Raw genomic sequence first — 20024 nt, forward strand, 5'->3', positions numbered from 1 at the left:
GGTGTAGCCGCTGCCGTTACTATGCAAGCTGCACGCCCGTGTCTCTCAGCACTGAAGCAGCACTCACTGAGGCAGCACTGAAGTCTCCGGGCGGAGCAAATCCGCCGGGCCCGCTCTGGCCCCGGCAGAACCCGAGAAGTCAGCCACAAGGAGACCGAACCGTGAAGAGCGCCGTGGAGAACCTGAACCCGACCCGGGTTCGGCTCACTGTCGAGGTGCCCTTCGAGGAGCTCAAGGACAGCCTCGACGCGGCGTACAAGAAGATCAACCAGCAGGTCACGGTGAAGGGCTTCCGCAAGGGCAAGATCCCGGCGCGGGTCATCGACCAGCGGTTCGGCCGGGGCGCCGTGCTGGAGGAGGCCGTCAACGACGCGCTCCCGAAGTTCTACACGGAAGCGGTCAACGAGGCCGAGCTGAACGTCCTGGGCCAGCCCGAGGTCGACATCACCGAGCTGAAGGACGGCGAGACGCTGAACTTCACCGCCGAGGTCGACGTCCGCCCCGCCATCGAGATCCCGGACTACTCCGGCATCGAGGTCGAGGTCGACGCCGTCGAGGTCACCGACGAGGACGTCGAGAAGTCGGTCGAGCAGCTGCGCGAGCGCTTCGCCTCCACCACGCCGGTCGAGCGCGCGGCCGAGGACGGCGACGTCGTCACGGTCGACCTGGAGGCCAAGGTCGACGGCGAGGTCCTGGAGGACGGCGTCGCCAAGGGCGTCTCCTACACGATCGGCTCCGGCGAGCTGCTGGACGGCATCGACGACGCCGTGAAGGGCCTGGAGGCCGGTGGCGAGGCCACCTTCACCTCCGAGCTCAAGGGCGGCTCCGCGGCGGGCCGCGAGGCCGAGGTCACCGTGAAGGTCACCCAGGTCGCCAAGCGCGAACTGCCCGAGCTGGACGACGACTTCGCGCAGCTCGCCTCCGAGTTCGACACGCTGGACGAGCTGAAGGCCGACAGCCGCAAGCGCCTGGAGAACATGAAGCAGTTCGACCAGGCCACGCAGGCCCAGGAGCGCGTCCTGGAGAAGCTGCTCGAGCTGGTCGAGGTCCCGGTCCCCGAGAAGCTGCTCGAGGACGAGATCAACACCCGCAAGCACAACCTCGAGCACCACCAGCTCGGCCAGATGGGCCTCACCCTCGACAAGTACCTGGAGCTCCAGGGCAAGACCGCCGAGGAGTTCGAGACCGAGACCCGCGAGGCGGCGGTCAAGGGCATCAAGACCCAGTTCGTCCTCGACGAGCTGGTCAAGCAGGAGAAGCTCAACGTCAACCAGGAGGAGCTCACCGAGCACCTCATGCGGCGTGCGGCCTCCTCCGGCATGTCCCCGGACCAGTTCGCCCAGGCGGTCGTCGAGCAGGGCCAGGTCCCGCTCCTGGTCGGCGAGGTCGCCCGCGGCAAGGCGCTGGCCGTCGTGGTCGAGGCCGCCACGGTGAAGGACACCAACGGCGAGATCGTCGACCTGGACGACGAGGAGGACGAGACCGAGGCCGCCGCGGCCGAGTCCGGCTCCGGGACCGAGTCCGCCGAGGACAAGCCCGAGGCCTGAGCCGACGGCGTCCCGCGGCGGACGGCCGCGGGACGGCAGACAGAAGACGGGCCCCGGGGCGCGAAGCCCCCCGGGGCCCGTCCGCGTCCGTGGCGGAGCGCGGCGCCGCGTCGAGCATGCGGCTGCCCCCTGCGGTGCGGCCCCACCGCGTGATCCGGCATGCCCCACCGATACGGCCCCACCTCGCGGGCGGGTCCGGCCCACGCCCGACGACCCCGCCCCGACGCCCCCCGCACCCCGTGTCCCGGGCACCCCGGCAGCAGCCGCTGCCGCCCCCCTGGCCGCCCCCAGGCCACCGCCCGCCACCCGCGGACGCCCGCTCCCCGCGGGCCCCGCCGCTACGCCCCCGGCGAACACCCCCCTTCCCGGGATTCCCCGGAGGGACCCGCGCGTTAGGGTCCATGAATACGAGGGCAGGGGAGTCCCCGAGCACCGCCGGACGGCCCCAGCCCCGGCAGAACACGTGAGACGGCCCGGCGCCGTCGTAAGACGAGCAGGTGGATACGTGACGAATCTGATGCCCTCCGCCGCCGGCGAGCCTTCCATCGGTGGTGGCCTCGGCGACCAGGTCTACAACCGGCTGCTCAACGAGCGGATCATCTTCCTCGGCCAGCCGGTCGACGACGACATCGCGAACAAGATCACCGCACAGCTGCTGCTCCTTGCCGCCGACCCGGACAAGGACATCTACCTGTACATCAACAGCCCCGGCGGTTCGATCACGGCCGGCATGGCGATCTACGACACCATGCAGTTCATCAAGAACGACGTGGTGACGATCGCCATGGGCCTCGCGGCCTCGATGGGCCAGTTCCTGCTCAGCGCCGGCACCCCCGGCAAGCGTTTCGCCCTGCCGAACGCCGAGATCCTGATCCACCAGCCCTCCGCCGGCCTGGCCGGATCGGCCTCCGACATCAAGATCCACGCCGAGCGGCTGCTGCACACCAAGAAGCGCATGGCGGAGCTCACCGCCCAGCACACCGGCCAGTCGGTCGAGCAGATCACCCGCGACTCGGACCGCGACCGCTGGTTCGACGCGTTCGAGGCCAAGGAGTACGGCCTCATCGACGACGTGATCCCCACGGCCGCCGGCATGCCGGGCGGCGGCGGCACCGGGGCGGCCTCCTGACGGGCCGTACGCGCCCTTCCAGGCCCGTGCCCTCTTCCCTGCCCCTGCGACCGCCCCAGCCCCTTTCAGGAGACACCGTGAACCACTTTCCCGGCAGCGGCACCCTCGGCCCCGCCAGCGCCGAGTACACCGGCCCCACGGCCGAGTCGCGCTATGTGATCCCGCGCTTCGTCGAGCGCACCTCCCAGGGCATCCGCGAGTACGACCCGTACGCGAAGCTCTTCGAGGAGCGCGTGATCTTCCTCGGGGTGCAGATCGACGACGCCTCCGCCAACGACGTCATGGCGCAGCTGCTGTGCCTGGAGTCGATGGACCCCGACCGGGACATCTCGGTCTACATCAACAGCCCCGGCGGCTCCTTCACCGCGCTGACGGCGATCTACGACACGATGCAGTTCGTGAAGCCCGACATCCAGACGGTCTGCATGGGCCAGGCGGCCTCCGCCGCCGCCGTGCTGCTGGCCGCCGGCACGCCGGGCAAGCGCATGGCGCTGCCGAACGCCCGGGTGCTGATCCACCAGCCCTACAGCGAGACCGGCCGCGGCCAGGTCTCCGACCTGGAGATCGCGGCGAACGAGATCCTGCGGATGCGCTCCCAGCTGGAGGAGATGCTGGCCAAGCACTCCACCCGGCCGATCGAGAAGATCCGCGAGGACATCGAGCGCGACAAGATCCTCACGGCCGAGGACGCGCTGGAGTACGGGCTGATCGACCAGATCATCTCCACGCGCAAGCTGAACAACAGCTCGGTCCGCTGACGCGGATCCTGTATCGTCTGCCGCCCCTTGGCACGTTCCACGCGCAAGCGAACCGTGCCAAGGGGGGCCCGAACGGGGGGCCCGGCAAGGTACCGTCGACATAAGGCAGCACCAGGAGCCGCTGGACTCGAAAGACGTCCAGTCGTCTCCCAGGCGAAGGGGAAGCACACCGTGGCACGCATCGGTGACGGCGGCGATCTGCTCAAGTGCTCGTTCTGCGGCAAGAGCCAGAAGCAGGTCAAGAAGCTCATCGCAGGCCCCGGTGTGTACATCTGCGACGAGTGCATCGACCTCTGCAACGAGATCATCGAGGAGGAGCTGGCCGAGACCAGCGAGGTGCGCTGGGAGGAACTGCCCAAGCCGCGCGAGATCTACGAGTTCCTCGAGGGGTACGTCGTCGGACAGGAGGCCGCGAAGAAGGCCCTGTCGGTGGCGGTGTACAACCACTACAAGCGCGTCCAGGCCGGTGAGAACGGCGGCGGCGCCAGCCGCGAGGACGCCATCGAGCTCGCGAAGTCGAACATCTTGCTCCTCGGCCCCACGGGCTCCGGCAAGACGCTGCTGGCCCAGACCCTGGCCCGCATGCTGAACGTCCCGTTCGCCATCGCCGACGCCACGGCCCTCACCGAGGCCGGCTACGTCGGCGAGGACGTCGAGAACATCCTGCTCAAGCTGATCCAGGCCGCCGACTACGACGTCAAGAAGGCCGAGACCGGGATCATCTACATCGACGAGATCGACAAGGTCGCCCGCAAGAGCGAGAACCCGTCGATCACCCGCGACGTGAGCGGCGAGGGCGTCCAGCAGGCCCTGCTGAAGATTCTGGAGGGCACCACCGCCTCGGTGCCGCCGCAGGGCGGGCGCAAGCACCCGCACCAGGAGTTCATCCAGATCGACACGACGAACGTGCTGTTCATCGTGGGCGGCGCCTTCGCCGGACTGGAGAAGATCATCGAGTCGCGGGCCGGCGCCAAGGGCATCGGCTTCGGGGCGACCATCCGCTCCAAGCGGGAGCTGGAGGCCAAGGACCAGTTCGAGGACGTCATGCCCGAGGACCTGGTCAAGTTCGGCATGATCCCCGAGTTCATCGGCCGGCTCCCCGTCATCACCTCGGTCCACAACCTGGACCGCGAGGCCCTGCTGAAGATTCTCATCGAGCCGCGCAACGCCCTGGTGAAGCAGTACCAGCGCCTGTTCGAACTCGACGGCGTGGAACTCGACTTCGAGCGCGAGGCCCTGGAGGCCATCGCCGACCAGGCCATCCTCCGCCAGACCGGCGCCCGCGGCCTGCGCGCCATCATGGAGGAGGTCCTGATGTCGGTGATGTACGAGGTCCCGTCCCGCAAGGACGTGGCCCGCGTCGTCATCACCGCGGACGTCGTCCACTCCAACGTCAACCCGACCCTGATCCCGCGGGACGCGCGGGGACGGGGGCCGGGGGAGCAGAAGACGGCGTAGCAACGCCCTCGCACCGCAACCGAAGGGGCCCCGGTCGGCAATCGACCGGGGCCCCTTCGGAGTTGAGCGGCCGTCAGGCCTTCACGCGCACGTCCTTGCGGAACTTGGCCGTGATGTCGGCGGCGTCGGCCGGGTCCGGCTTCTGCTCCAGGGCGAGCGCAGCGACGTCCATCGGCAGCACGAAACCGAGCGTGCTGTGGTCACCCCACACGCAGTAGGTCATGGTCATCTCACTCGGGCCCTCGCCGGACGCACCGGTCTGCGCCGTCATGTCCTGGCACTTGAGGATCGCGCCCTCGATGGTGTCGTAGGACTTCGGGTCACCGTTCACGGTGATCTCGTCGTCCTCCTTGCCGGCCTCGGACTCGATGTACGACATGAAGGCGTCGACGGTCTTCTCGGGATCCTTGATCTCGCCGTAGACGCCCGCGAACTGGATCATCTTCTGCTTCAGCGGGTTGTCGCCCTCTTTGCCCGTCTGATACTGGGCGGTGACGTCCTCGGCGTTCTTCACGCCCCACTTCTCGGCGTCCTTGACGTCCTCGGACGTCATGGTGCCGCCCTCGCCCTCGGCCTTCTTGTACTCGCCGGACAGCACCGTCGCCGGCATCGTCAGCTTGTGCGGGCCGTCGTCCGCGAGGTCGCCGCCTCCGCTGCTGCCCAGGACGAAGTACGCGCCCACCGCGATCGCGGCCACGACCGCCACCGCGCCGATGATCAGGCCGGTCTTCTTCTTGCCGCCGTCCGGCTGGCCCGGCGCCGGGGCGCCGTAGGGGGCCTGGCCGTAGGGGGGCTGCTGGCCGTAGGGCGGCTGCTGCGGGACGCCGCCCGGGGCCTGCTGCGGGTAGCCGTAACCGGGCTGCTGGGTGGGCGGCTGCTGGGGGTAGCCGTAGCCGGGCTGCGGGGTCTGCGGCTGCTGCTGGCCGTAGGGGCTGCCCGGCTGCCCCCCGTACGGTCCGGGCTGCTGGGGCTGCCCGCCGTACGGGCCCGGCTGGTTGTAGCTCATTACTGGGTTCCCCTCCAGATGCTTATGCTTTCCCGACATCCTGACGCAGGCATGACCGTCGCACCGCATCGGGGTGGGCACCGTTACAGAAGAATCGAGTTTCGGGACCGTGCCGTGACACCCCTAAACTGAGCGCGTGACCGAGAACGCTCAGCAGCAGCCACCAGCGCCCGACACCGAACTGCCGACCCAGTACGCGCCGGCCGACGTAGAGGGGCCGCTGTACGAGCGCTGGGTGGAGCGGGGTTACTTCGAGGCGGACGCGACGAGCGACAAGCCGCCGTACACCATCGTCATCCCGCCGCCGAACGTCACCGGCAGCCTCCACCTCGGCCACGCCTTCGAGCACACGCTGATCGACGCAGTCGTCCGCCGCAAGCGGATGCAGGGCTACGAGGCGCTGTGGCAGCCCGGCATGGACCACGCCGGCATCGCCACGCAGAACGTCGTCGAGCGCGAGCTGGCCAAGGAGGGCAAGTCCCGGCACGACCTCGGCCGCGAGGCCTTCGTCGAGCGGGTCTGGCAGTGGAAGGCCGAGTCCGGCGGCCAGATCTCCGGCCAGATGCGCCGCCTCGGTGACGGCGTCGCCTGGTCGCGCGAGCGCTTCACCATGGACGAGGGCCTGTCCAAAGCCGTCCAGACCATCTTCAAACGGCTCTACGACGACGAGCTGATCTACCGCGCCGAGCGCATCATCAACTGGTGCCCGCGCTGTCTGACCGCGATCTCCGACATCGAGGTCGAGTACCAGGACGACGACGGCGAGCTGGTCTCGATGAAGTACGGCGACGGGGACGACACCATCGTCGTCGCCACCACCCGCGCCGAGACCATGCTCGGCGACACGGCCGTCGCCGTTCACCCCGACGACGAGCGGTACAAGCACCTGGTCGGCAAGCTGATCAAGCTGCCGCTGACCGACCGCTCCATCCCGGTCGTCGCCGACACGCACGTCGACCCCGCGTTCGGCACCGGCGCCGTCAAGGTGACGCCCGCGCACGACCCGAACGACTTCGAGATCGGCCAGCGCCACGACCTGCCCGCCATCGCGGTCATGGACGAGCACGCCGTCATCACCGCCCACGGCCCCTTCCAGGGCCTGGACCGGCTGGAGGCGCGTTCCGCCATCGTCGCCGCGCTGCGCGCCGAGGGCCGGATCGTCGCCGAGAAGCGGCCCTACGTCCACTCGGTGGGCCACTGCTCGCGCTGCAAGACCACCATCGAGCCGCGGCTGTCCATGCAGTGGTGGGTCAAGGTCGGCCCGCTGGCGAAGGCGGCCGGCGACGCCGTCCGCGACGGGCGGGTCAGGATCCACCCGCAGGAGATGGAGAAGCGGTACTTCGACTGGGTCGACAACCTCCACGACTGGTGCATCTCGCGGCAGTTGTGGTGGGGCCACCGCATCCCGGTCTGGTACGGCCCGGACGGCGAGGTCGTCTGCGTCGGCCCCGACGAGCAGCCGCCGAGCGGCGAGGGCTGGCGTCAGGACTCCGACGTCCTCGACACCTGGTTCTCCTCCGGCCTGTGGCCCTTCTCCACCCTCGGCTGGCCCGAACGGACCGAGTCGCTCGCGAAGTTCTACCCGAACTCCGTCCTGGTCACCGGCTACGACATCCTCTTCTTCTGGGTCGCCCGCATGATGATGTTCGGGCTCTACGCGATGGACGGCACCCCGCCGTTCCACACCATCGCGCTGCACGGCATGGTCCGTGACCAGAACGGCAAGAAGATGTCGAAGTCCTTCGGGAACGTCGTCAACCCGCTGGACTGGATGGACAAGTACGGCTCCGACGCGCTCCGCTTCACGCTCGCGCGCGGCGCCAACCCCGGCGTCGACGTGCCGATCGGCGAGGACTGGGTCCAGGGGTCCCGGAACTTCGCCAACAAGATCTGGAACGCCACGCGCTTCGCGCTGATGAACGGCGCGACGGTCGAGGGCCCGCTGCCCGACGCGTCGCGGATGTCCTCGACGGACCGGTGGATCCTGTCGCGGCTGAACTCCGTCGTCGCCGAGGTCGACGCCTACTACGACGACTACCAGTTCGCCAAGCTGTCCGACGCGCTGTTCCACTTCGCGTGGGACGAGGTCTTCGACTGGTACGTCGAGCTGTCGAAGACGACGTTCGCGGCGGGCGGCGAGGCCGCCGAGGTGAGCAAGCGGGTCCTCGGCGAGGTCCTCGACGTCACGTTGCGGCTGCTGCACCCCGTCGTGCCGTTCGTGACCGAGACGCTGTGGACCACGCTGACCGGCGGGGAGTCGGTCGTCGTCGCCGAGTGGCCGAAGGACGGCGGCTTCCGCGACCCGGCCGCCGAGCAGGAGATCGCCACCCTCCAGTCGGTGATCACCGAGGTCCGTCGCTTCCGGGCCGACCAGGGGCTCCAGCCGGGGCAGCGGGTGCCGGCGCGCCTCTCCCTGGACGGTTCCGCGCTGGCGGTCCACGAGGCGGCGATCCGCCAGCTGCTGCGGCTCCAGCCCGAGGGCGAGAGCTTCACCGCCACGGCGACGCTGCCGGTGGCCGGCGTGGAGGTCGCGCTGGACCTGTCCGGGGCGATCGACTTCGCGGCGGAGCGCAAGCGGCTGGCGAAGGACCTGGCAGCGGCGGAGAAGGAGAAGGCCCAGGCGGAGGGGAAGCTCGGCAACGAGGCGTTCCTCGCCAAGGCGCCGGACAACGTCGTGGAGAAGATCCGTACGAGGCTGGCCAAGGCGGAGGAGGACATCGCCCGCATCCAGGCCCAGCTGGAGCGGCTGCCCTCGGCGTAGCGACACCGGCCCCGGGACCGTCAGCGGTCCCGGGGTTTCCCGCTTCTCGGCTCCCGCACGGCCCCTCGGGACGAACAGCGGCCTCGTCCGTCCGCGCCCTCATGCGACTGCGGACCGTGCGTGCTCGTCACGCAGTCCCCCGCGCCCCGGGGACACGCGGTCACGCCCGCCCGCACCGCCCTCCCCGAGGGTCGACGTCGCCACGGCCGCCCGACGGCGCGAGCCCCCGCGACCGTAGACTGACCCCGTGAGTGAACACCCCCCGCACGACAGCACCGGCAGTGGCAGCGGCAGCGGTGGCGATCCGTTCGAGGAGATCGTCGCCGCCGAGACCGAGCGCGACCCCGATCTCGCCGTGATCGAGGCCGGCAGCCGGACCCTGCGGACCCAGGGCGGCCCCCCGCAGGCCGACGTGCCGGGGCGGCCCGAGGACCCCGAGGTCGACAAGGCGCTGAGGGACGTCGAGGCGCAGCTCGCCACCCGCTGGGGCGAGACCAAGCTGGAGCCCTCCGTCAGCCGGATCGCCGCCCTGATGGACGTCCTGGGCGAGCCGCAGCGCACCTACCCCTCGATCCACATCACCGGCACCAACGGCAAGACCTCCACCGCCCGCATGATCGAGGCCCTCCTCGGCGCCTTCGACCTGCGCACCGGGCGGTACACCTCGCCCCACGTCCAGTCGATCACCGAGCGCATCAGCCTGGACGGCGCGCCGATCTCCGCGGAGCGGTTCATCGAGACGTACCGGGACGTCCAGCCGTACGTCGAGATGGTCGACGCGCAGCAGGACTACCGGCTGTCGTTCTTCGAGGTGCTGACCGGCATGGCGTACGCCGCCTTCGCCGACGCGCCGGTGGACGTGGCCGTCGTCGAGGTCGGCATGGGCGGCAGCTGGGACGCCACCAACGTGATCGACGGGGACGTCGCCGTGGTGACGCCCATCGACCTCGACCACACCGACCGGCTCGGCTCCACGACCGGCGAGATCGCCGGGGAGAAGGCCGGGATCATCAAGCCCGACGCCACCGTGATCATGGCGCAGCAGCCGGTGGACGCGGCGCAGGTGCTGCTGAAGAAGGCCGTGGAGACCGACGCGACCGTGGCCCGCGAAGGGCTGGAGTTCGGGGTCGTCGCCCGGCAGATCGCCGTCGGCGGGCAGCTGGTGACGCTGCGCGGGCTCGGCGGCGAGTACCCCGAGGTGTACCTGCCGCTGCACGGCGCCCACCAGGCGCACAACGCCGCCGTGGCGCTCGCCGCCGTCGAGGCGTTCTTCGGCGTGGGCGCCCAGCGCGCCGAGCCGCTGAACGTCGACACCGTGCGCAAGGCGTTCGCCGCCGTCGCCTCGCCGGGCCGGCTGGAGGTCGTACGGCGTTCGCCGACCGTCGTGCTGGACGCCGCGCACAACCCGGCGGGCGCGCGGGCGACGGCCGAGGCGGTCGGGGAGGCGTTCCAGTTCAGCCGGCTCATCGGCGTGGTCGGCGCGAGCGGCGACAAGAACGTGCGCGGGCTGCTGGAGGCCTTCGAGCCGGTCTTCGCCGAGGTCGTCGTCACCCAGAACTCCAGCCACCGCGCTATGGACGCCGACGCGCTCGCCGCGATCGCCGTCGAGGTGTTCGGCGACGAGCGCGTACAGGTCGAGCCGCGGCTGCCGGACGCCCTGGAGGCCGCGATCACGCTGGCCGAGGAAGAGGGCGAGTTCGCCGGTGGCGGCGTGCTCGTGACCGGATCCGTCATCACCGTCGGCGAGGCCCGACTGCTCCTGGGGAGGGGCTGACCACCGTGCGTACGCTCTGTGCTTCCACCCTGATCGGCGAGTTCTTCGTCATCGGCTTCGCGGCGCTCGTCGCCATGAAGCAACCGGACCTGTCGATGACGACCGTGTGGACCGTCAGCGGCGTGGCGATGCTGCTGTGCGTGCTGCTGTGCGGCCTGGTCACCCGGCCCGGCGGGATCGCCCTGGGCTGGGTGCTCCAGGCCGGGCTGATCGCCTCCGGGTTCGTGGTCCCGATGATGTTCTTCCTCGGCGTGGCGTTCGCCGGGCTGTGGTGGGCGTCGGTGCACTACGGGCGGAAGGTGGACGAGGCGAAGGCGAGGTTCGCCGCCCAGGCGGAGGCCTCTCAGCCTGACGCTGCGTGACAGCGGCGGGGAGCGGCCCTGTAGCCTTCGAACCCCGCACACCTTGATCTCTAAGGAGCCCGTCGTGACCCAGCGCACCCTCGTCCTCCTCAAGCCCGACGCCGTCCGTCGTGGCCTGACCGGCGAGATCATCAGCCGTATCGAGCGCAAGGCCGGCTGGCAGATCACCGCGCTGGAGCTGCGCACCCTGGACCAGGACACGCTGGAGCAGCACTACGGCGAGCACCGGGGCAAGCCGTTCTACGAGCCGCTGGTGGCGTTCATGTCGTCCGGCCCGGTCGTGGCGATGATCGTCGAGGGCGAGCGGGTCGTCGAGGGCGTGCGGCAGCTGGCCGGCCCGACCGACCCGATCGCCGCCGCGCCCGGCTCCATCCGCGGCGACTACGGCGTCATCGTCCGCGAGAACCTGATCCACGCCTCGGACTCGGAGGAGTCCGCCGAACGCGAGGTGAAGATTTTCTTCCCCGGTCGGTGATTCCGGCGCGCGGATGACGATCGGGGGAACGCATGGCCCCGAACGCCCCTCTCCACAAGCGAACCCGCACATGATCTGCTGACAATGGCGAAGACCCTCACGCAGTGTCCGTGCAGGCGCGTTTACGATGGAAGCCTTCACGTCACAGCACCCACCTCGCCGACCTGAAAAGCCCTCAAAAGCTCTGTGGGAAGGCCAGACGAATCCTGATGGGGAACTCAATGTCGTTCATCGGCCGTGACATGGCTGTCGACCTCGGGACCGCCAACACGCTGGTGTACGTCAGGGGTCGCGGGATCGTACTCAACGAGCCGTCCGTCGTCGCGATCAACACGAACACCGGTGGCATTCTCGCGGTCGGCGCCGAAGCGAAGAAGATGATCGGGCGCACGCCCGGCAACATCGTCGCGGTGCGTCCGCTGAAGGACGGCGTCATCGCCGACTTCGAGATCACCGAGCGGATGCTGCGCTACTTCATTCTGAAGATCCACAAGCGGCGCTATCTCGCCCGTCCGCGGGTCGTCGTCTGTGTGCCCTCGGGCATCACCGGCGTCGAGCGCCGTGCCGTCATCGAGGCGTCGTCCCAGGCCGGCGCCCGCCAGGTGCACATCATCGAGGAGCCGATGGCCGCCGCCATCGGCTCCGGCCTGCCGGTCCACGAGGCCACGGGCAACATGGTGGTGGACATCGGCGGCGGCACGACGGAGGTCGCGGTCATCTCCCTCGGCGGCATCGTCACCGCGCAGTCCATCCGTGTCGCGGGCGACGAACTGGACAACGCGATCATCCAGCACGTCAAGAAGGAGTACTCGCTCCTGCTGGGCGAACGCACGGCCGAACAGATCAAGATCACGATCGGTTCGGCGTACGACCTCGACGCCGACGAGCACACCGAGATCCGCGGCCGCGACCTCGTCTCCGGGCTGCCCAAGACCGTCGTCATCTCGGCCGCCGAGGTGCGCAAGGCGATCGAGGAGCCCGTGAACGCGATCGTCGACGCGGTCAAGACGACCCTCGACAAGTGCCCGCCGGAACTGTCCGGCGACATCATGGACCGCGGCATCGTCCTCACCGGCGGCGGCGCCCTGCTGCGCGGCCTGGACGAACGGCTGCGCCGCGAGACCGGCATGCCGATCCACATCGCCGAGGACCCGCTGGACAGCGTGGCGCTCGGCTCCGGCAAGTGCGTCGAGGAGTTCGAGGCGCTCCAGCAGGTGCTCGACGCCCAGCCGCGCAGATGACCCGCGCCGCCGACTCCGCCGTACGGGACGCTCCCGCGCTCGTACGGCGGATCGTCGGCACAGCCCTACAAGCTCTCTGACGCACAGACACGAGCTCCCCCAAAAGCATGAGTTCCGATGAGGAAGGGCACGGCCGCCGCACGTGAGGGACACACGAGAGAGCCGGCTGCTTCTGGTGCTGCTGGTCGCCATCGCGTTCGCGCTGATCACGGTGGACATCCGGGGCGGGGAGGACTCACCGGTCGACGGCGCCCGCCGGGCCGCGGCCACCGTCTTCGGCCCGATCGAGAACGGCGTGGCCTCCGCGGTCGACCCGGTCGGCAACGCCGTCGCCGCCATCCGCGACTCGGGTGAACGCCACGACCGGCTCGCCGAACTCGAACGGCAGAACGCGGCCCTGAAGGCGAAGCTCGGCAGCGACGACCGCAACCGCAGCCGGCTCGCCCAGCTCGACCGGATGCTCAAGACCGCGGGAGCCGGCCAGTACGGCATCAAGGGCGCCCAGGTCATCGCCATAGGAGCCGCGCAGGGCTTCTCCTGGACGATCACCATCGACATCGGCGCCAACGACGGCGTCGAGCGGGACATGACCGTCCTCAACGGCGACGGACTCGTCGGCCGCGTCACCACCGTCGGCCCGAACACCGCCACCGTGCTGCTCGCCACCGACCCGGACTTCACCGTCGGCACCCGGATGGAGGGCAGCGACGAACTCGGCTTCGCCTCCGGCCAGGGCGACCGCCCGCTGCGCGTCGAACTCCTCAACGGCAAGGCCCGCATCAAGAAGGGCGACCGCCTGGTCACCTTCGGCTCGCAGGCCGACAAGCCCTTCGTGCCCGGCGTCCCCGTCGGCGTCGTCTCCCGCGTCGACCCCTCCGGCGGCGACCTCACCCGCACCCTCTACGTCACGCCGTACGTCGGCTTCACCAAGCTCGACATCGTCGGCGTCGTCGTCCAGGCCCCGAAGAAGGACCCGCGCGACACCGTGCTGCCCGCCAAGCCCAAGCCCACCCCGCGCCCCACCGTGACCGTGACCGTCACCCCGGGCGCCGAGCCGCCCGGCGACGGCGGGGCGCAGCCCGAACAGCGACTCCAGCAAGAGCAGAACCAGTAGGGGAGCCGTACCGATGCGCCTGAACCGGATCCTGCTCTCCTCCGCGCTGGTCGTGGTCGCCCTGGTCGTCCAGGTCAGCGTCCTGGCCCGGCTCCACCTCCCCGGCGCCGTGCCCGACCTGCTGCTGCTCACCGTGCTGGCCTTCGCCCTGGTCTACGGCCACGTCGGCGGCGCCCTCATCGGCTTCGGCGCCGGACTGCTCGCCGATCTCGCCCCGCCCGCCGACCACGCCGCCGGACGCTACGCCCTGGTGCTGTGCGTCGTCGGCTACCTCGCCGGCCTGGTCAGACCGGAGAACGGTCGGCTGAAGTCGGCGACCGGCCCGATGGCCGTGGTGGTCGCCGCCGCCGTCACCAGCACCCTGCTCTACGCGGGCGTCGGCGCCCTCGTCGGCGACACCGCGGCCCGCCATGTGGGCCTGCCCGGACTGCTGTTCACCGCCGCCTTGTACGACCTGCTCCTCGCGCCCTTCGTCGTCCCCGGCATCATGGCCCTCGCCCGGCGCGCCGAGAACGACCCGCTGGAGGCCACCTCCGCCGCCCAGGCGACCGACATCGCCTCCGGCTGGCTCTCCTCCGGCACCGGACTGCGCATCGGAGGCCAGCGCGGCGGCCTGTCCGGGCTGAAGGCGAGGGCGGCCAGGGCCCGGGTCGCACGGGCCGGCCGCATCAAGGGGGTCAAGCGGCTGTGACGGCACGGCAGCCGGCGACCGGCGCGCACGGGTTCGCCGCACACGACATCTCCACGCACTGAGAGGGGGCAGCAGTGACCAACATCCCCGAGACCGGACGGACCCCACGCGTCCAGACCCGGCTCGTCGTCATCCAGGTTCTCGTCCTCTCCCTGCTGGCCACCCTCGGCGGCCGGCTCTGGTACCTGCAGATCAGGCAGGGCTCCGAGTACGCCAAGGAGGCCTCCGGCAACCACGTCCAGCAGGTCGTGCAGCCCGCGGTGCGCGGCTCGATCCTCGACGCCCGCGGCGTGCCGCTGGCCGACAACGAGACCCGGCTCGTCGTCTCCGCCTCCCGCACCGAGCTGATGAAGATGGACGACGACGGCAAGGCCGTCCTCACCAAGCTCGCCGGCGTGCTCGGCATGGCCCCCACGGAGGTCATGGAGAAGGTCCGGCTGTGCGACGCCAAGACGCCGCAGCCCTGCTGGAACGGCTCGCCCTACCAGCCCATCCCCATCACCGACGAGGCCACCCCGCGCCAGGCCCTGCAGATCCGCGAGCGCGCCGAGGACTTCCCCGGCATCACCGCCGAACCGCAGGCCGTGCGCCGCTACCCGAGCCCCGGCGCCGCCAACACCGCCCAGGTCCTCGGCTACCTCTCCCCGGTCACCGACGAGGAGATCAAGCAGGCGCAGGACACCGAGTCCCCGTACCTGCGCTCCGACCAGGTCGGCCGCAGCGGCCTTGAACGCCAGTACGACAAGGCGCTGCGCGGCAAGGCCGGCGTCACCCGCTACGAGGTCGACAACCTCGGGCGGGTCATCGGACAGGCCGAGTCCGATCCGGCGCAGGCCGGGTCCAACCTGGTCACCAGCATCGACGCACGTGTGCAACGGGTCGCCGAGTACGAGCTGAACGAGGCGATGAAGGACGCCCGCAAGGGCTGGGACCGCAACACCAACCAGCGCTACAAGGCCGACTCGGGCGCCGTCGTCGTGATGGAGGCGCGGACCGGCCGCGTCGTCGCCATGGCGTCCAACCCCACGTACGACCCCAACGCCTGGGTCGGCGGCATCTCCGCCAAGGACTACCGGCGGCTCACCGGCAAGTCCTCCAACTACCCCCTGCTCAACCGGGCCATACAGGGTCAGGCCGCCCCCGGCTCCATCTTCAAGGTGGTCTCCACGGCCGCCGCGGTGCAGGCGGGCTACGACTTCGACGGCCGCTACGAGTGCTCCAGCTCCTACTCGGTCGGCGGGCAGGTCTTCAAGAACTTCGAGTCGCAGAACCACGGCGCCATCGACCTCGGCCGCGCCCTGGAGGTCTCCTGCGACACCGTCTACTACCGCCTCGCGCACAGCGAGTGGCAGAAGGACGGCGGCATCAACCCCAAGAAGAAGCCCAACGACTGGTTCTACAAGGCCGCCCACCAGTTCGGCCTCGGCAAGGAGACCGGCATCGACCTGCCCAACGAGGTCGCCGGCCGCGTGCCCGACCGCGAGTGGAAGCAGTCGTACTGGCAGGCCAACAAGGACGCCTGGTGCAAGACCGGCAAGAAGGACGGCGACTACGTCGAGAAGATCGCCTACGAGAACTGCCTCGAAGGCAACAAGATGCGCGCCGGTGACGAGATTAACTACTCCATCGGCCAGGGCGACACCCTCGTGACGCCGATCCAGATGGCCACCATCTACGCGGCCATCTCCAACGGCGGCACCCTCTACAACCCCACCGTCGGCAAGGCCGTCATCAGCGCCGACGGCAAGCGGGTCGAGGAGATCGAGCCCGAGGCCCACGGCAGGCTCCCGGTCAGCAAGCGGACCCTCGCCCAGATGGACGACGCCCTCGAAGGCGTCGCCACCCGCGGCACCGCCGCCTGGCGCTTCGGCGGCTGGCCGCAGGACGAGATCCCCATGCACGCCAAGACCGGCACCGCCGAGGTCTACGGCAAGCAGACCACGTCCTGGTTCGCCACCTACACCGACGACTACGCCGTCGTCATGACCATCTCCCAGGGCGGCACCGGCTCCGGCGCCTCCGGCCCCGCCGTCCGCAACATCTACGACGCCCTCTACGGCGTCTCCGACGACGGCACCATCAACGAGAAGAACGCCCTGCTGCCCACCCCGCAGAAGAACCTCCCCAAGGTCCACGCCGACGGCTCCATCAGTGCGCCCAAGATCTCCAAGGACCCCGCGAAGGAACAGCGGGCCGGCCAGCAGCCGCCCGAGGGCGCCGTCGAACAGGCCCAGGCGCCGGCGACGGTGCGCACGCCCAGCCCCGAGAACCGCGACACGCGCAGGCGCCGCAGGGGAAGCCGGAGGACGCTCACATGACCGGCGCGAACACCTTCCAGGTCTCCGGATACGGACCCGAGCGCTCCGGCTGGACGCGGCTGCTCGCCCGCGACTCGCCCGCCCGCCGGCTGGACTGGCCGATACTGCTCGCGGCGCTGGCCCTGTCCCTGATCGGTTCCGTCCTGGTCTACTCCGCCACCCGCAACCGCACCGACATCAACCAGGGCGACCCCTACTACTTCCTGGTCCGGCACCTGCTCAACACCGGCATCGGGTTCGCCCTGATGATCAGCACCGTCTGGTTCGGCCACCGGATGCTGCGCACGGCCGTGCCGCTGCTCTACGGCGCCTCGGTCTTCCTGGTGCTGCTCGTGCTCACCCCGCTCGGCAGCACCGTCAACGGCGCCCACTCCTGGATCGTCATCGGCGGCGGCTTCTCGCTGCAGCCGTCGGAGTTCGTGAAGGTCACCATCATCCTCGGCATGGCCATGCTGCTGGCCGCGCGGGTGGACGCGGGCGACCGCCAGTACCCCGACCACCGCACCGTGCTCCAGGCCCTCGGCCTGGCCACCGTGCCGATGCTGATCGTGATGCTGATGCCCGACCTCGGGTCGGTCATGGTGATGGTCGTCATCGTCCTCGGCGTGCTGCTCGCCTCCGGCGCCTCCAACCGCTGGGTCTTCGGCCTGATCGGCGCCGGCGCCCTCGGCGCGATCGCCGTGTGGCAGCTGCACATCCTGGACGACTACCAGATCAACCGGTTCGCCGCGTTCGCCAACCCCGAACTCGACCCGGCCGGCGTCGGCTACAACACCAACCAGGCCCGCATCGCCATCGGCTCCGGCGGGCTCACCGGCTCCGGCCTCTTCCAGGGCTCCCAGACCACCGGCCAGTTCGTCCCCGAGCAGCAGACCGACTTCGTCTTCACCGTCGCCGGCGAGGAACTCGGCTTCGTCGGCGGCGGGCTGATCATCCTGCTGCTCGGCGTGGTGCTGTGGCGGGCCTGCCGGATCGCCCTGGAGACGACCGAGCTGTACGGCACGATCGTCGCGGCCGGCATCGTCGCCTGGTTCGCCTTCCAGTCGTTCGAGAACATCGGCATGACCCTCGGCATCATGCCGGTCACCGGCCTGCCGCTGCCCTTCGTGTCGTACGGCGGATCGTCGATGTTCTCGGTGTGGGTGGCGGTCGGGCTGCTCCAGTCGATCCGGATGCAGCGGCCCCTGTCCGCGTGACGGGGGCCGCCGGGGGCGCGGGGCACGCGGCGGTCCGAGCGTGCCGCCGGGCGGGTTAGGCTTGATGGTCACCCCAGTCACCCCAGCCAGCTCACGAAGGTACCCCGCGATGTCTGTCGAGTCGGTCTTCCCGCAGCTCGAAGCCTTGCTCCCGCACGTGCAGAAGCCGATCCAGTACGTCGGAGGCGAGCTCAACTCCACGGTCAAGCCGTGGGAGTCCTGTGACGTCCGCTGGGCGCTGATGTACCCCGACGCCTACGAGGTCGGTCTGCCCAACCAGGGCGTCATGATCCTCTACGAGGTGCTCAACGAACAGGACGGCGTCCTCGCCGAGCGCACCTACAGCGTCTGGCCGGACCTCGAACAGCTGATGCGCGAGCACGGCGTCCCGCAGTTCACCGTGGACGGCCACCGCCCGGTCAAGGCGTTCGACGTCTTCGGCCTCAGCTTCTCCACCGAGCTGGGCTACACCAACATGCTCACGGCCCTGGACCTCGCGGGCATCCCGCTGGAGTCCAAGGACCGCACGATCGACGACCCGATCGTCCTCGCGGGCGGCCACGCCGCTTTCAACCCCGAGCCGATCGCCGACTTCATCGACGCCGCGGTCATCGGCGACGGCGAGCAGGCCGTCCTCGACATGACCCGCATCATCCGCGAGTGGAAGGCCGAGGGCCGCCCCGGCGGACGCGAGGAGGTCCTGCTCCGGCTCGCGAAGACGGGCGGGGTCTACATCCCCGGCTTCTACGACGTCGAGTACCTGCCCGACGGCCGCATCGCCCGCGTGGTGCCCAACCGCTCCGGCGTGCCGTGGCGCGTGTCCAAGCACACCGTCATGGACCTGGACGAGTGGCCGTACCCCAAGCAGCCGCTGGTCCCGCTCGCCGAGACCGTCCACGAGCGCATGTCGGTGGAGATCTTCCGCGGCTGCACGCGCGGCTGCCGCTTCTGCCAGGCCGGCATGATCACCCGCCCGGTGCGCGAGCGGTCCATCACCGGCATCGGCGAGATGGTCGAGAAGGGCCTGAAGGCGACCGGCTTCGAGGAGGTCGGCCTGCTCTCGCTGTCCTCCGCCGACCACAGCGAGATCGGCGACATCGCCAAGGGCCTCGCCGACCGGTACGAGGACGACAAGATCGGCCTGTCCCTGCCGTCGACCCGCGTGGACGCCTTCAACGTCGACCTCGCCAACGAGCTGACCCGCAACGGCCGCCGCTCCGGCCTCACCTTCGCGCCCGAGGGCGGCTCCGAGCGGATGCGGAAGGTCATCAACAAGATGGTCTCCGAGGAGGACCTGATCCGCACGGTCGCCACCGCGTACGGCAACGGCTGGCGGCAGGTGAAGCTGTACTTCATGTGCGGCCTGCCCACCGAGACGGACGAGGACGTCCTGCAGATCGCCGACATGGCGACCCGCGTCATCCAGAAGGGCCGCGAGGTCTCCGGCTCCAACGACATCCGCTGCACCGTCTCCATCGGCGGCTTCGTGCCCAAGCCGCACACGCCCTTCCAGTGGGCGCCGCAGCTGTCCGCCGAGGAGACCGACGCGCGCCTGGAGAAGCTCCGCGACAAGATCCGCGGCGACAAGAAGTACGGCCGCTCCATCGGCTTCCGGTACCACGACGGCAAGCCCGGCATCGTCGAGGGCCTCCTGTCCCGCGGCGACCGCCGCATCGGCGCGGTCATCCGGGCCGTCTACGAGGACGGCGGCCGCTTCGACGGCTGGCGCGAGCACTTCTCCTACGACCGCTGGATGAACTGCGCGGCCAAGGCGCTGGCCCCGTACGGCGTCGACGTCGACTGGTACACCACCCGCGAGCGCGGCTACGAGGAGGTCCTGCCCTGGGACCACCTCGACTCCGGCCTCGACAAGGACTGGCTGTGGGAGGACTGGCAGGACGCCCTCGACGAGACGGAGGTCGAGGACTGCCGCTGGACGCCGTGCTTCGACTGCGGCGTGTGCCCCGCGATGGACACCCACATCCAGGTCGGCCCGACGGGCAAGAAGCTGCTGCCGCTGACGGTCAAGAACTCCGCGTGAGCCGAGGGGTGTGAGCGAGGAGAGGCGGCGGGGGGGGGGGCGGCGGGGGCCGCGCCCCGTTGGGCGGGCCCCCATTGGCCGCGGCGGGGGGGGGGCGGGCGGGGGGGCGGGGCGGCAGGGGCGGCCCCGCCCGGCGCCGCCGGGCGGGGGCCC

The 20024-nt window shown here is 70.2% G+C and carries 15 protein-coding genes; 14 read left to right on the top strand and 1 reads right to left on the bottom strand.

The genetic code is table 11. From position 1 onward, the window contains the following. Positions 1 to 161 precede the first annotated feature (161 nt). From tig to clpX, 4 genes are all read left to right on the top strand, one after another. Entirely contained in the window at positions 162 to 1547 is a 1386-nt protein-coding gene (tig, locus tag ABZY13_RS17750) for a trigger factor (protein ID WP_356631629.1), read from the top strand. A 517-nt stretch (positions 1548 to 2064) separates the two neighbouring features. Beyond that, a complete protein-coding gene (locus ABZY13_RS17755) occupies positions 2065 to 2676 on the top strand; it encodes an ATP-dependent Clp protease proteolytic subunit (protein WP_356631656.1) in 612 nt (203 codons plus the stop codon). A gap of 77 nt (positions 2677 to 2753) precedes the next feature. After that, positions 2754 to 3434, top strand: coding sequence for an ATP-dependent Clp protease proteolytic subunit (locus tag ABZY13_RS17760; protein ID WP_356631631.1), 681 nt, complete (start codon positions 2754 to 2756; stop codon positions 3432 to 3434). Between the two features lie 171 nt (positions 3435 to 3605). Further along, positions 3606 to 4892: an ATP-dependent Clp protease ATP-binding subunit ClpX gene (clpX, locus tag ABZY13_RS17765; protein ID WP_356631633.1), complete on the top strand. Its 1287-nt coding sequence runs from the start codon at positions 3606 to 3608 to the stop codon at positions 4890 to 4892. 73 nt (positions 4893 to 4965) lie between these two features. Here clpX and ABZY13_RS17770 read toward each other — a convergent pair whose 3' ends face one another. Continuing rightward, a complete protein-coding gene (locus ABZY13_RS17770) occupies positions 4966 to 5898 on the bottom strand; it encodes a hypothetical protein (protein WP_356631635.1) in 933 nt (310 codons plus the stop codon). Positions 5899 to 6034: 136 nt separating this feature from the next. Here ABZY13_RS17770 and ABZY13_RS17775 point away from each other — a divergent pair, with 136 nt between their 5' ends. The 10 genes from ABZY13_RS17775 (at position 6035) to ABZY13_RS17820 (ending at position 19871) form a co-directional block, all read left to right on the top strand. Further along, positions 6035 to 8659 (top strand): valine--tRNA ligase, encoded by a 2625-nt coding sequence (locus ABZY13_RS17775; RefSeq protein WP_356631637.1) that lies wholly within the window; start codon positions 6035 to 6037, stop codon positions 8657 to 8659. A gap of 247 nt (positions 8660 to 8906) precedes the next feature. Continuing rightward, entirely contained in the window at positions 8907 to 10433 is a 1527-nt protein-coding gene (locus ABZY13_RS17780; protein WP_356631639.1) for a folylpolyglutamate synthase/dihydrofolate synthase family protein, read from the top strand. 5 nt (positions 10434 to 10438) lie between these two features. Beyond that, positions 10439 to 10795 (top strand): DUF4233 domain-containing protein, encoded by a 357-nt coding sequence (locus tag ABZY13_RS17785; protein ID WP_356631641.1) that lies wholly within the window; start codon positions 10439 to 10441, stop codon positions 10793 to 10795. Positions 10796 to 10859: 64 nt separating this feature from the next. Next, positions 10860 to 11270, top strand: coding sequence for a nucleoside-diphosphate kinase (gene ndk / locus ABZY13_RS17790; RefSeq protein WP_356631643.1), 411 nt, complete (start codon positions 10860 to 10862; stop codon positions 11268 to 11270). Positions 11271 to 11491: 221 nt separating this feature from the next. Next, entirely contained in the window at positions 11492 to 12511 is a 1020-nt protein-coding gene (locus tag ABZY13_RS17795; RefSeq protein ID WP_019325389.1) for a rod shape-determining protein, read from the top strand. A gap of 142 nt (positions 12512 to 12653) precedes the next feature. Next, the gene (gene mreC, locus ABZY13_RS17800; RefSeq protein ID WP_356631645.1) at positions 12654 to 13625 is read left to right on the top strand and encodes a rod shape-determining protein MreC; all 972 of its coding nucleotides are present in this window, start codon (positions 12654 to 12656) and stop codon (positions 13623 to 13625) included. Between the two features lie 13 nt (positions 13626 to 13638). After that, complete coding sequence (gene mreD, locus ABZY13_RS17805; protein ID WP_356631647.1) at positions 13639 to 14316, top strand: rod shape-determining protein MreD; 678 nt, start codon at positions 13639 to 13641, stop codon at positions 14314 to 14316. A 74-nt stretch (positions 14317 to 14390) separates the two neighbouring features. Then, positions 14391 to 16634, top strand: coding sequence for a penicillin-binding protein 2 (mrdA, locus tag ABZY13_RS17810; protein WP_356631649.1), 2244 nt, complete (start codon positions 14391 to 14393; stop codon positions 16632 to 16634). Next, positions 16631 to 17830, top strand: coding sequence for a rod shape-determining protein RodA (gene rodA, locus ABZY13_RS17815; protein WP_356631651.1), 1200 nt, complete (start codon positions 16631 to 16633; stop codon positions 17828 to 17830). The genes mrdA and rodA overlap by 4 nt, the downstream gene beginning before the upstream one ends. Positions 17831 to 17939: 109 nt before the next feature. Then, positions 17940 to 19871: a TIGR03960 family B12-binding radical SAM protein gene (locus tag ABZY13_RS17820; protein ID WP_356631653.1), complete on the top strand. Its 1932-nt coding sequence runs from the start codon at positions 17940 to 17942 to the stop codon at positions 19869 to 19871. The last annotated feature ends 153 nt before the right edge of the window (positions 19872 to 20024 follow it).

The organism is Streptomyces sp. NPDC006610 (assembly GCF_040611575.1).
Classification (GTDB): domain Bacteria; phylum Actinomycetota; class Actinomycetes; order Streptomycetales; family Streptomycetaceae; genus Streptomyces.